We start from the raw sequence: 12,717 nt of genomic DNA on the forward strand, positions 1-12,717 counted from the left end.
CGATGACGATCTTCGCGCTGTCGAGCGGCGCGGCGCCGGCGGGCATCGGCGTTATCCGCATCAGCGGCCCGGCAGCGTTCACGGCGGTCATGCGGCTGGCGGGGTCGCTACCACCGCCACGCGAAGCCCGGGTGCGCGCACTGCGTGACGAGGACGGCGCGCTGATCGACCGCGCACTCGTGCTGCTCTTCCCCGGTCTTGCCAGCGCGACGGGGGAGGATCTTGCAGAATTGCATTGCCACGGCGGCCGCGCGGTGATCGCCGCCCTGTTGCAGGCGCTCGGCCGGCAACCCGGTCTGCGACCAGCAGAGGCCGGCGAGTTCACGCGCCGCGCATTGGGAAATGGGCGGATCGATCTGGCCGAGGCGCGGGGCCTTGCCGATCTGCTGTCGGCAGATACCGAGCGACAGCGTGTCGCGGCGCTCGCCGCGGCCGAGGGTGTCATCAGCCGGATGGTGCATGGCTGGGTCGATCGCTTGTCGATGCTCGCGGCGCAAGTCGAAGCGCAGCTCGATTTCGCCGACGAGGACGATGTCGCGGCCCATGGTGCGGCGCTTGCCGACGTTCGGAAAGCGATGGTCGCGCTTGCCGCGGAGTGGACTGCTATTCTTGCGGAACCGCCCGTCGAACGGGTGCGCGACGGGCTGAGCGTCGTGCTGGCGGGGCCGCCCAACAGCGGCAAGTCGACGCTCATCAATATGCTGAGCCAGCGCGATGTCGCGATCGTCAGCCCGATTGCGGGAACGACGCGCGACCGGATCGAAGCGGCGGTCGTGCGCGATGGCCTGTCGTACATCCTGACCGATACCGCCGGGCTTACCGATAGCGACGATGCGATCGAGCGTATCGGGGTCGGCCTGGCGGGGGAAGCGATCGCCCGCGCCGATATCCTGTTGTGGCTGGGCGAGGGGGAGCCACCGCGCGCCGATGCGATCCGCATTCACCCTCGCGCGGACGCGCCGGGTCGGCAACCGCCAGCCGCAGATCGGGAGATCGCGGTGGCACAATCCGATGCCGCGAGCGTCGCCGCTCTGTGGAGATTGATCGCCGCACGCGCCGAGACGCTGGTGCCGCGTAGCGATATGCTCGCGTTGCGGGCGGACGAACGGCGTGCCGTGCAGGTCGCACGCGATGCGATAGCCGATCCTGCGGAGGATGCCTTGCTGGTGGCGGAGGATTTACGCATCGCGACGCGTGCTTTGGGGACGATCCTGGGGATCGATGCGACCGAGGCGATGCTCGATACGTTGTTCGGACGCTTCTGCATCGGTAAGTGATGTTCCACGTGGAACAGTTTTGACGATCCGCGCCGACTGACCTAGGCCGACGATCATGTTCGATGTGATCGTGGTCGGCGGTGGGCATGCCGGGACCGAGGCCGCCGCTGCTGCCGCGCGCCGCGGCGCAACCACCGCCCTTGTCAGTTTCGATGCCGCGATGATCGGGACGATGTCGTGCAACCCCGCAATCGGGGGGCTGGGCAAGGGGCATATCGTCCGCGAGGTCGACGCCTTCGACGGGTTGATCGGCCGCGCGGCGGATGCCGCCGCGATCCATTATCGCATGCTCAATCGCAGCAAGGGTGCCGCGGTGCAGGGCCCGCGGGTCCAAGCGGACCGTCGTCTGTATGCGCAGGCGATCCAGACGATGCTGGCCGCTTTGCCGACGCTCACCATCATCGCGGGCGAAGTGGACGCGCTGTCGATCGATCACGGCCGCGCGACCGGCGTGATCCTGGCGGACGGCAACAGCGTCGCAGGGCGCACCGTCGTGCTCGCCACGGGTACGTTCCTCGGCGCGCGGATGTTTCGTGGTGATGAGCGTGAGGAGGGCGGCCGGATCGGTGAGCGGCCGGCGAAGCGGCTCGCGGCCCAGCTCCGCGCGCTGTCGCTGCCGTTGTCGCGGCTGAAGACGGGTACACCACCGCGGCTGGATGGCAGGACGATCGACTGGGCACGGCTGGAGGAGCAGACGTCGGACGCGGAGCCATGGACTATGTCGCCGATGACGCGCACGCGGCTTAACCCGCAAATCGCCTGCGCGGTGACGCGGACGCAGGGTGTGACACACGACGCGATCCGCGCCGGTCTTGATCGCTCACCGTTGTTCGGTGGCGCGATCGAGGGGCAGGGGCCACGATACTGTCCTTCGATCGAAGACAAGATTCATCGGTTCGGCGACCGGGACGGGCATCAGGTCTTTCTGGAGCCGGAAGGGCTGGCCGACCCGACCGTCTATCCCAACGGCCTGTCGACCTCGCTGCCCGTCGATGTCCAGCAGGCGATGATCGCGTCGATCCCGGGGTTGGAGCGCGCGCGGATCATGACGCCCGGCTATGCGGTGGAATACGACTATCTCGATCCCCGCAGCCTCGACACCCGGCTCGCGCTCACGGCGATCCCGGGCGTCTACTGCGCCGGGCAGATCAACGGCACGACCGGCTATGAGGAGGCGGCGGGGCAGGGGTTGGTCGCGGGTCTGAATGCGGCGGCGGAAGCCTGCGACCTGGCGCCCTGCATACTCGACCGGGCGAGCAGCTATATCGGCGTCATGGTCGACGATCTGGTGCTGCAGGGCGTGACTGAGCCGTACCGCATGCTGACGGCACGCGCCGAATACCGGCTGTCCCTCCGTGCCGACAATGCCGAGACACGGCTGGGCGCGCACGCGACGGCGCTCGGATGCCTGGGAGCGGCGCGCGCTCGCCATTATGCGGAACGTGACGCCGCACGCGACAGGGTGCGGCAGACGTTGTCGCCGATGATGACCGCCTCTGCATTGAGCGCGATCGGCGTACCCGTGGCGCAGGACGGCAGCCGTCGCAGCCGGTACGACTGGCTGCGATTGCCCGGCGTAACCTTGGATGCGATTGCGCCCGATGTCGTGGATCGGGCGCCACAGACCGTGATCGACGAGATCGTCGAGGATGCGCGCTACGCACCCTATCTGGAGCGGCAGGCGGAGGAAATCGCCCGCTTGCGGCGCGACGAGCATATCGTGCTGTCGCCATCGCTCGACTATGCGGGGATAGCCGGCTTGTCGAACGAGATGGTCGATCGGCTCACGATGGCGCGCCCGGCCACGCTGGGCGCGGCAGCGCGGGTGCGCGGCGTCACGCCGGCCGCACTCTCCGCCATCTATCTCCATGCGCAAAGGACGCCGGCGTGACCGAAGACGACGCCCGGAGTTGGATCGCGACGCGCTTCGGCGAGGCCAAGACGGCATGTGTCGCGGCGTTCCTCGATATGGTCCGCATCGAGAATGGCGAACAGAATCTCATAGCGCCGTCGACGGTCGAGTCGATCTGGGTTCGCCACGCCCTCGATTCGGCGCAGTTGATCGATATGGCCGGAAAAGACGATGGACGCTGGCTGGACATCGGCACCGGCGGCGGCTTTCCCGGGATCGTCGTCGCGATCCTGTTCGATGGCATGGTAACGATGGTCGAGCCACGCAAGCGGCGTGTCGCGTTCCTTCAGGACTGCATCGCACGGCTCGACCTCGCGAGGGCGCAGGTCATGCCGGCGAAGGTCGAGCAGTTCGAAGGCCAGTTCGACATCATCAGCGCGCGCGCCGTCGCGTCGGTCGAAAAGCTTTTGCAAGCGGCTGCGCGATGCGCCACAGCACGTACGTGCTGGGTCCTACCGCGCGGAAGGATCGAGCCGGAGCAGCTTGAGTCGCTGCGTCGCAATCGGCAGTGGATGTTTCACGTGAAACAAAGCCTGACCGATGCGGGGTCGTCCATCCTGGTCGGAGAGCCAAAGTCGTGACGGTCATCGCGGTTGCAAATCAAAAGGGCGGGGTGGGCAAGACCACCAGCGCGATCAACCTCGGCACCGCGCTCGCGGCGACGGGTAAACGCGTGTTGCTGATCGACCTCGACCCGCAAGGCAACGCCTCGACGGGCCTCGGCGTCGGCCAGTCACAACGCACGCGGTCCAGCTATCACATTTTGATCGGCGAGGCGGAGGTCGGCGAGGCCGTCGTGGCGACGCGCGTTCCGCGGCTCGACCTGGTGCCCGCGACCGTCGATCTGTCGGGTGCCGAGATCGAGCTGGTCGAGTTCGAGGCGCGGACGCACCGGCTCGACCATGCGTTGCGCCGGGCAGTGGGCGCGTGGGACATCGTGCTGATCGATTGCCCCCCGTCGCTTGGTCTGCTGACCATCAACGCGATGGTCGCGGCGGACAAATTGCTCGTGCCGCTGCAATGCGAATTCTTCGCGCTCGAAGGATTGTCGCAGCTCCTGACCACGGTCGAGCGTATCCGGGAGCGCTTCAATCCGGGCCTTGCGATCCTCGGCGTGGCGTTGACGATGTATGATCGTCGCAATCGCCTGACCGATCAGGTTGCGGCCGACGTGCGCGCAGTATTGGGTCGCGTCGTGTTCGAGACGGTGATTCCGCGCAACGTGCGCCTGTCCGAAGCGCCGAGCCACGGGCTGCCTGCGCTGATCTACGACCATCGCTGTTCGGGTTCGCAGGCCTATATCGATCTGGCGCGTGAGCTGATCGCGCGCCTGCCGCAACAGGCGGCTGCGGCATGAGCGATTCGGGAAAGCGCCAGCGGCCGGCCGGGCTGGGCAGGGGTCTCTCCGCGCTGCTCGGTGAGATGGCGAGCGAGGCACCAGTATCGCGCGACGGCAAGGCACCGGTGCCATCGGGCGTACGCATGCTGCCGGTCAGCGCGCTGTCGCCGCATCCCGATCAGCCGCGTCGGCATTTCGACGAAGCCGCGCTCGACGAACTCGCCGCCTCGATCTCCGCGCGTGGGCTGATCCAGCCGATCGTCGTCCGGCCGCATGGCCACGATTATCAGATCGTTGCGGGCGAGCGCCGGTGGCGCGCCGCGCAGCGCGCGCGTCTCCACGAAGTCCCCGTCGTCGTGCGCGAATTCGACGATGCGCAGACGCTCGAGATCGCGCTGATCGAGAATATCCAGCGCCAGGATCTCAACGCGATCGAGGAAGCGCAGGCGTATCAGCGGCTTGCCGGCGAATATGGCCATACGCAGGAAGCGCTGGCGAAAATCGTTCACAAGTCGCGCAGTCATGTCGCTAACCTGTTGCGATTGCTGGAACTTCCCGATCCGGTACAGGTCCGCGTCACGGACGGTTCGCTGTCGATGGGCCATGCGCGCGCGTTGCTTGGCGCGCGTGACGTCGAGGGACTGGCGGAGCAGGTCGTCGCGCGCGGCCTCTCGGTGCGCGAGACGGAAAAGCTCGCGAAGGGCGCGAAACCCGAACGCCCGGGTGGCCGCCCGTCGACCCGCGCACCCGCGCCCGAACCGGATGCCGATATCGCCGCGCTCGAGCGGCAATTGTCCGATCTGCTCGGCCTTTCCGTGCGCGTCACGCATGGCGACAAGGGCGGTACGCTGACGATCGGCTATTCGACGCTCGATCAGCTCGACATGGTCTGCCAGCGACTGACCGGCGATACGATCTGAACGCGTAGCGACCGGCCGTCAGCCGCGCCGCTCGACCCCGCGGGCGAGTTCGGTGACCGCATGGTCGGCCAATACGCTGCCCGCATTGCCGCTCGCCATCACCGCGCGTTCGGCCTCGCGCACGCGGGATAAGGCGACGGTCAGCATCGCGGGCGTCCACCGGCGTACGGCCTGCGCGGTCGCGGCCTCCTCGCGAAAGAAGACGCGATGGCGCTTGAATACGCTGTCCTGCGTCGCGCCGGCGTCGATCTCCGCCTTCATCTCCGCCAGCGTCATCAGCCGACGCGCGAGCAGGCGCAGCCACGGGATAGGGCTGGTCCCCGCCTCGCTGAGCCGCATCAATTCGGTGCCGAGGACGGCGGTACGCCCCGAAACGACCGCCTCGATCGCCGCACCCATCTCCGCCTCGCCCACATCTGCGCCGATCGCATCGAGCGCGCGTTCGTCCACATCATGCGGCCGGTCGGGTGCGGCGTCGAGGAACAGCGCGAGCTTGTCGATTTCCTTCGCTAGTACGGCTCGGTCGCCCGCGCAGGCGGCGGCAAGGCGGTGCGTCACCGCACCCTGCGGCCGCAACCCCGCCTCTCGTGCAAGCGTGCCCGCCAGCTTTTCGAGGTCGGCGGCGCTCGGCTCGTAACAGGCGAAGGCCATCGCACGCGGGCTGTCGATCGCCAGCTTGACGATCTTCGCCGTCGATTTGACGGTGGGTGCGAGCACGACGACGGGATTGCCGGCGTGATCGGCCGCCAGCAGGGTCGACAGCGCCTCCAGGCTTTCCTCGCCGGCAGGCGATACGCGGATATGGCGCCGCTCGCCGAACAGCGACAGCGACGCCGCCTCGTCGGCGAGGCGCGCAGGATCGTTCTTCAACGCCGCGCCATCCAGATCGATACGTTCCGCGCCCGGACCCATCGCCTGCGCGAGCCGCCCGGCGAGCTCGGCTGCGGCCGAGCCATCGGGGCCGTGCAGCAGGAACAGCCGCATGTCGGGGGAGGGGCGCTCCATCGCAGCGCGGATATCGCGCGCATTCGCCTTCATGGCTGCGATATCCGACGCGAACGCCGCATCAGCGTGTCGGCTGGCGGCGTCGGGCGTACAAAGCGAGCTTGGCGACGATCTGGTCGGCGACGATGCCGGAGAGGTTCTCGAGTGCGGTGTTTTCCGCCGCGATCGTCGCATATTCGGACGAGACGATGACGTCGATGCCCGCGTCCGACCCCGCGGTCGCATCGAGCAGGACGGCGCCGTCGGCAAGGTCGACGAGCTGATAGCGCGCGCGCAGCGTGCGGCGCTCGCGCGTCACGCTGTCGTCGCGCCGCACGCCGAGCCCGGCGATCTGGTCGTCCAGCTTGACGTCGAGCCGATAGCGGGGCGTCCCCGACGCCGCGAGCCGGTCGCGCAACGCATTGCCCATCAGCCAGCCCGCCTTGCCCTCGATCGGCGCGACCTCGACGCCGGACAGGGTGGTGGCGACACCGCCCCCGGCACCGCCGCCATAGAGCGGGTGCAGGCCACAACCGGCCAGCGGGGCGATCAGCAGGGCGGTAGCGATCAGGCGCTTCATCATGCGACGATATTCACCAGGCGGCCGGGGACGACGATCACCTTCTTGGGGGCCTTGCCCTCGAGGATGCGGACGATCTTGTCGGACGCGAGCGCGGCGGTCTCCACCGCTTCGCGCGGCATGTCCTTGGGCAGCGTCAGCGTGTCGCGCAGCTTGCCGTTGACCTGTACCGCGATCGTCATCTCGTCGTCGATCAGCAGCGCGGCATCGACCTCCGGCCAGGACGCATCGGCGATCAGGCCGTCGAAGCCCGCCTCCACGCCCTTTTTCGCCCAGGCTTCCTCGGCGATATGCGGCACCATCGGCGCGACGAGCAGCATCAGCTGATGAATCGCATTGCTGCGCGACGGGGAGGGGGGCGCCTTTTCGATCGCGCTCGTCAGTTCGTACAGCTTGGCCACCGCTTTGTTGAAGGCGAGCGCCTCGATATCGGCGCCGACGCCCTGGATCGTCTGGTGCAGCTTGCGGTCGAGCGCGGGATCGCCGCCCTCGCCGGGTTCGGCCGGATCGCCGTCGAACAGTCGCCACAGCCGCTGGACGAAGCGCCACGATCCCTCGATGCCCGCTTCCGACCACGGCAAGTCGCGTTCGGGCGGCGAATCGGACAGCATGAACCAGCGCGTCGCGTCGGCACCGTATCGATCGACGATCGGTTCGGGATCGACGGTATTCTTCTTCGATTTCGACATCTTCTCGACGCGGCCGACCTCGATCGGCTGGCCGGTCGCGATCTCGATGCCGCCGTCGACGTCGGCGGGTGACAGCCAGCGCCCGTCCGACGACCTGTAGGTCTCGTGCGTCACCATGCCCTGCGTGAACAGGCCGGTGAACGGCTCGGCGATGTCGAGCATGCCGATGTGGCGCAGCGCGCGCGTCCAGAAGCGCGCGTAGAGCAGGTGGAGGATCGCATGCTCCACCCCGCCGATATACTGGCCGACCGGCAGCCAGCTTTCCGCCACCGCGCGATCGAACGGCTTGTCATCGGGCTGGCTGGCGAAGCGGATGAAATACCAGCTCGAATCGGCGAACGTGTCGAGCGTGTCGGTTTCCCGACGCGCCGCGCGCCCGCACGACGGGCAGGCGACGTGCTTCCACGTCGGATGCCGGTCCAGCGGATTGCCCGGCACGTCGAACGTCACGTCTTCGGGCAGGAGCACGGGCAATTGGTCCTTGGGCACCGGCACCGCACCGCAGTCATCGCAATGGATGATCGGGATCGGCGTGCCCCAGTAACGCTGGCGGCTGACGCCCCAGTCGCGCAGGCGGTAGACGGTCGATCCGCGGCCCCAGCCGTCGCCCTCTGCACGGCGGATCACCTCGCGCTTGGCGTTCTCGACATCCATGCCGTCGAGGAAGCGCGAATTCACGAGGCTGCCCGGGCCGGTATAGGCTTCGTCGCCCGTGAAGACCGGATCGGTGGTATCGCCGTCGGAGACGACGCGGCGCACCGGCAGATCGTATTTGCGCGCGAAGTCGAGATCGCGCTGGTCGTGCGCGGGCACGCCGAATACCGCGCCCGTGCCATAGTCCATCAACACGAAGTTGGCGATGTAGACGGGCAGCTGCCAATCGGGATCGAGCGGATGCGCGGCGGTCAGGCCGGTGTCGAAGCCGAGCTTTTCCTGCGTCTCCAGCTCCGCGGCGGTCGTGCCGCCCTGCTTGCAGCGTTCGATGAAGGCTGCGACCTCGGGCCGGTCGGCCAGCCCTTGCGCGATCGGATGATCCGCCGCGACCGCGACGAAGCTCGCGCCGAAAATGGTGTCGGGGCGGGTGGAGAAGACCTCGACCGACTCGCCGTTCGACAGGGCGAACCGGAACTGCAGGCCCTGGCTCCTGCCGATCCAGTTTTCCTGCATCAGCCTGACCTTGTCGGGCCAGTCCTTGAGGTCGCCCAACCCTGCGATCAGCTCTTCGGCGAAGTCGGTGATCTTGAGAAACCACTGGCTGAGCTTGCGCTTCTCGACCAGAGCGCCGGACCGCCAGCCGCGCCCGTCGATCACCTGCTCGTTGGCGAGCACGGTCATGTCGACCGGGTCCCAATTGACCGCCGATTCCTTGCGATAGACGAGGCCATGCGCGAACATGTCCAGGAACAGCGCCTGTTCGTGCCCGTAATAATCGGGCTCGCAGGTCGCCAGTTCGCGCGTCCAGTCGAGCGCGAAGCCCAGCCGCTTCAGCTGCGCCTTCATCGTCGCGATATTGGCGCGCGTCCAGGTGCCGGGATGCACGCCCTTTTCCATCGCGGCGTTTTCGGCGGGCATGCCGAACGCGTCCCAGCCCATCGGGTGGAGCACCTCATAGCCGCGCATCCGCCGATAGCGCGCCAGCACGTCGCCCATCGTGTAGTTGCGCACATGTCCCATATGGATGCGCCCCGACGGATAGGGGAACATCTCCAGCACGTAGCTTTGCGGCTTGCCGCTATTGTCCTTCGCCGCGAACGTGCGGCGTTCGTCCCAGATCGCCTGCCAGGCGGCGTCCGCCTTCAGTGCATTGAAGCGTGATGCCACGTTGGGCTTAACTCCGTCCGTATGGTCTGCGCCCCGTCCCGCGCGGCGTTCGCCGCGGGACGGGGCGCATCCGTAAAATCAACCGGCGATCGACGCACGGCGCAGGTCGCGCGCCTTGGTCAGGATGATGTCCTCCAGCTTTTGCGTCGTCGCGGCGGTGACCGGCGCGGACACCCACTGGCCGCCGCGGTTCACCTCGCGCAGCGCGGCGACGCGGACCGCATCGGCACGCAGATCCTGGTCGAGAATCGTCACGGTCACCTTCATCCGTTCGGTCGGCACCTGCGGGTTGACGTACCAGTCGGTGACGATCACACCGCCGTTGGAATCGGTCTGCACCAGCGGCATGAACGACAAGGTGTCGAGCGCCGCGCGCCACAGATAGGAATTGACGCCGATCGTCGTCACCTTCGAGGCGGCGAGGTCGGCCGGCGCGGTGCCGTTGCGGCCGCCGCACGCGGCGAGCGGCAGCGCGACGACGGCGACCATGAGGGCGGTGCGCAACGGGCGGATCATGGGCGGTTGGTCCTTGGTCGAGAAATCGTCCTCATCCCTACAGGGACGCCCTTTTTCCCGCAAGGAGCCGCGCCGGGGCCGCCGACCTGTGTGCAGGATGCAACAGTCGGACAAAATCCGGCGCGGATGATGCACAGGAGCGTGTTGGCGTGCGGCCGAATCGTGGTAGGCGCGTTGCTGCGGGATTCTGATGGGGTTCGACTCGTGAACGCGAAGCGTGCGATGGCTGCAGTGATGGCGGGGGCGCTGGTCGCCACCGGTATCGCCGTCGCGCCGGCCTTCGGTGCCGCGGAACGCGCCCAGACCGTCCGCCGCATCCCGGCTTCGCCCTTGCGCTTTTCCGGTGCGTTCACGCCTGCCGCCGCCGACCCGCGGCTTGCCGCGATGATGGCACGCACCGGTCTCGACGACACCGCCTTCCGGTTCACCCCGGCCGAAGCGACGCAGGACAAGCGCGCGGTGACCGTCGCGGTGCGCGCGCGGACCAATCGTGCGGCGCTCGCGGCGAACGACATCGTCCGCACCGGCCCGGCAAAGCCCACTGCGCTGGGTATTCAGCCGATCGCCTACACGCTGGGCGCGTCGGTCGCGTGGAAGCGGTTCGCCTTGTCGGGCGACGTGTCGCACGTCGATCTCGGCCTCCAGCCGGGCAGCCGCGAGACTGCCGACGTCGCGCTCACCTACAAGGCCGGGCGCGCGAGCAGCCGTCTGACCGCCACGACGGATCGCCCGCTCGCCGACAGCAACAAGCTGGTCGAGGAAGCGCCGAGCTATTCGCTGGACCTGTCGAGTTCCTATTCGCTGACCCGCCACATCGATCTGACCGCGGGCATGCGCTATCGGTCCGATCGCGAACGGCTCGCGCGGCTGGGCGACGACGATCGTCGCGACAGCCAGTCGGTCTACGTCGGCACCGCCTTCCGCTTCTGATCGCCGGAACGCGGCGTCGACGCGGCGACCGATCAAGGATCGACGTGTCCTATCCGAGAAACTGCACCGGCTCCCCGCATCGATGTCGCGCCGTTGCGGCGCAACACGGATCCGATCACGGCCGCCCGGTCCGCAGTAGAAAGCCGGGTTAGGCGACCGGCGCGCCGACGTTGGGCAGCGTCGCACTCTCCGCCCGCGGCATCTTGCCGAACAGCGCGCGATCCGCAGGCGCAAAGGCGAAGCGCCACAATATGAACAGATAGGTCGCGGCGATCGCCGGTTCGCCGAACAGCAGTTCCGCCCATTCCAGTCGGTGTGGCAGCATCGTGAAGGCGACGCCGACGACGATCGCCGCGCCGGCCGCTGAGGCGAGCGGCCAGCGCCACGGCGACACGGGGGCGGACAATATCCGGCCGAGCAGCCGCGCCTTGATGATCGAGGTCATCCCGACGCTGAGCATCAGCGCCAGCGCGGGGCCCGCCGCCTGCCACGTCTGCGGCCAGCCGAGCGCGCGGGCCGCCAGGATCAGGCCGATGCTGAGTGCGATCTGCACGCCGAGCATCAGGACCGAGATCATCAGATTGCGGTGCCGCGCGGTGTAGACGAGCGCCGATTCGCACACCGCCCCCGTAGAGGCGAGCACCTCCGCGACGAGGAGGAAGCCGAGCGCGTAACTGCCCGTGACGAATTGCGGGCCGACGACGCCCATCACCGCCTCGCCAGGAATCGATCCCATCAGCGCAAGCCCCCCCTGCGCCGCCATGATCCAGAAGGCGACCTGGCGCACCTGGTTGGCGATGGCGGTGCGATCGCCGATCGCGAGGCTTTGCGTGATGACCGGACCCAGGATGGGGTCGAAACTGGTCTTCAGCTTCTGCGGCAGCGAGGCGACCTGCTGCGCCATATAATAGATGCCGACCACCTTGGGTTCGAACGTCATGCCCAGGATGAAACGGTCGACGTTGCGGCTGCCCCATTCCAGCGCGTCCGCGCCGGCGAGCGGCGCATTCGCGCGCGCAAGCGCGAACAGCGCCCCCGGATGCGGCGACCAGTCGCGCGGCAGGCCGTAACTACGCAGGAACGGCACCATGCTCGCGATCAGCGCGGCGGTCATCGACGCGACATAGGAGAGGACGAGCCCGTCCTTGATCGTGAAGAAGGAAAAGGCCCAGGCGGCGATCGAGATCGTCCACGGCTCCACCACCGCGCGCGCGGTCACCGCCGCCTTGACGTCGTGGCGATAGGCGAGCGCGGCAAGGCTGACGTCGGACCACGCGACGGCGACGATGATGCAGGGCAGGAACCGGTCGAGCCCCGTCACCTGCGTGTTCGCATACATCACTTCGGGAAAGGCGATCAGTATGCCGCTCGCGGTGATGGAGGCGATGAACGCGACCGCCAGCGCATCCCAGACGACGCAGACGTGCGGCCGGTCGTCCGCGGACGACAGCGCCTGCGCAAGACCGCGTTTCAGGCCCAGCGTCGCAACCAGCGCTGCCAGCTCCACCACCACCACCGCCAGCGCGAACCGCCCGACTAGGTCCGCGCCGTACAGGCGTCCGGCGATGAACAGGAACGGGATTCGCGCCGCCAGCCGCAGGACGAAGCCCGCGATATTGGTGCGCCCCCCTTTGGCGAGCGCGTCGATGTCTTGGGACTCGGCGGGCATCAACGGCTGGCCGTACGGCCACCCTCACCCTTCCGGCGCGGCGCGCCTCCCTCCCTCTCCCGATGGTAGAAGGAAGGGGC

General features: G+C 67.9%; 11 protein-coding genes. 6 read left to right on the top strand and 5 right to left on the bottom strand.

Features of this window, described 5'->3' with window-relative positions; translation table 11 throughout:
- The first annotated feature begins 2 nt into the window (after window positions 1–2).
- Genes mnmE through DM480_RS06910 form a run of 5 tightly spaced genes read left to right on the top strand, consistent with a single transcriptional unit; the run spans window position 3 to window position 5,448 of the window.
- The gene (mnmE, locus tag DM480_RS06890; protein WP_115378171.1) at window positions 3–1,277 is read left to right on the top strand and encodes a tRNA uridine-5-carboxymethylaminomethyl(34) synthesis GTPase MnmE; all 1,275 of its coding nucleotides are present in this window, start codon (window positions 3–5) and stop codon (window positions 1,275–1,277) included.
- Window positions 1,278–1,332: 55 nt separating this feature from the next.
- Window positions 1,333–3,168, top strand: a complete 1,836-nt coding sequence (mnmG, locus tag DM480_RS06895) for a tRNA uridine-5-carboxymethylaminomethyl(34) synthesis enzyme MnmG (RefSeq protein WP_115378172.1) — start codon at window positions 1,333–1,335, stop codon at window positions 3,166–3,168.
- Window positions 3,165–3,770: a 16S rRNA (guanine(527)-N(7))-methyltransferase RsmG gene (gene rsmG, locus DM480_RS06900; protein ID WP_115378173.1), complete on the top strand. Its 606-nt coding sequence runs from the start codon at window positions 3,165–3,167 to the stop codon at window positions 3,768–3,770. The genes mnmG and rsmG overlap by 4 nt, the downstream gene beginning before the upstream one ends.
- Entirely contained in the window at window positions 3,767–4,546 is a 780-nt protein-coding gene (locus DM480_RS06905; RefSeq protein ID WP_115378174.1) for a ParA family protein, read from the top strand. The genes rsmG and DM480_RS06905 overlap by 4 nt, the downstream gene beginning before the upstream one ends.
- Window positions 4,543–5,448, top strand: a complete 906-nt coding sequence (locus DM480_RS06910) for a ParB/RepB/Spo0J family partition protein (RefSeq protein ID WP_115378175.1) — start codon at window positions 4,543–4,545, stop codon at window positions 5,446–5,448. The genes DM480_RS06905 and DM480_RS06910 overlap by 4 nt, the downstream gene beginning before the upstream one ends.
- A gap of 18 nt (window positions 5,449–5,466) precedes the next feature.
- Here the strand turns inward: DM480_RS06910 and holA are convergent, their stop codons facing one another.
- The 4 genes from holA to DM480_RS06930 all read right to left on the bottom strand — a co-directional run bounded on the left by holA (window position 5,467) and on the right by DM480_RS06930 (window position 10,038).
- Window positions 5,467–6,486 carry a DNA polymerase III subunit delta gene (gene holA, locus DM480_RS06915; protein ID WP_115378176.1) on the bottom strand — a complete coding sequence of 340 codons (1,020 nt, stop codon included), beginning with the start codon at window positions 6,484–6,486 and terminating at the stop codon, window positions 5,467–5,469.
- A 28-nt stretch (window positions 6,487–6,514) separates the two neighbouring features.
- A complete protein-coding gene (gene lptE, locus DM480_RS06920) occupies window positions 6,515–7,012 on the bottom strand; it encodes an LPS assembly lipoprotein LptE (protein ID WP_115380962.1) in 498 nt (165 codons plus the stop codon).
- Entirely contained in the window at window positions 7,012–9,522 is a 2,511-nt protein-coding gene (gene leuS / locus DM480_RS06925) for a leucine--tRNA ligase (RefSeq protein ID WP_115378177.1), read from the bottom strand. Before leuS ends, lptE begins: the two co-directional genes overlap by 1 nt.
- Window positions 9,523–9,600: 78 nt before the next feature.
- Window positions 9,601–10,038, bottom strand: coding sequence for a DUF3576 domain-containing protein (locus tag DM480_RS06930; RefSeq protein WP_115378178.1), 438 nt, complete (start codon window positions 10,036–10,038; stop codon window positions 9,601–9,603).
- Between the two features lie 204 nt (window positions 10,039–10,242).
- Here DM480_RS06930 and DM480_RS06935 point away from each other — a divergent pair, with 204 nt between their 5' ends.
- Window positions 10,243–10,968 (top strand): hypothetical protein, encoded by a 726-nt coding sequence (locus DM480_RS06935; RefSeq protein WP_310596141.1) that lies wholly within the window; start codon window positions 10,243–10,245, stop codon window positions 10,966–10,968.
- 148 nt (window positions 10,969–11,116) lie between these two features.
- On the opposite strand, the gene DM480_RS06940 is transcribed toward DM480_RS06935, so the two are convergent.
- Entirely contained in the window at window positions 11,117–12,637 is a 1,521-nt protein-coding gene (locus DM480_RS06940; protein WP_115378180.1) for a lipopolysaccharide biosynthesis protein, read from the bottom strand.
- Between the last annotated feature and the right edge of the window lie 80 nt (window positions 12,638–12,717).

Source organism: Sphingomonas sp. FARSPH (genome assembly GCF_003355005.1).
In the GTDB taxonomy this organism is placed as follows: domain Bacteria; phylum Pseudomonadota; class Alphaproteobacteria; order Sphingomonadales; family Sphingomonadaceae; genus Sphingomonas.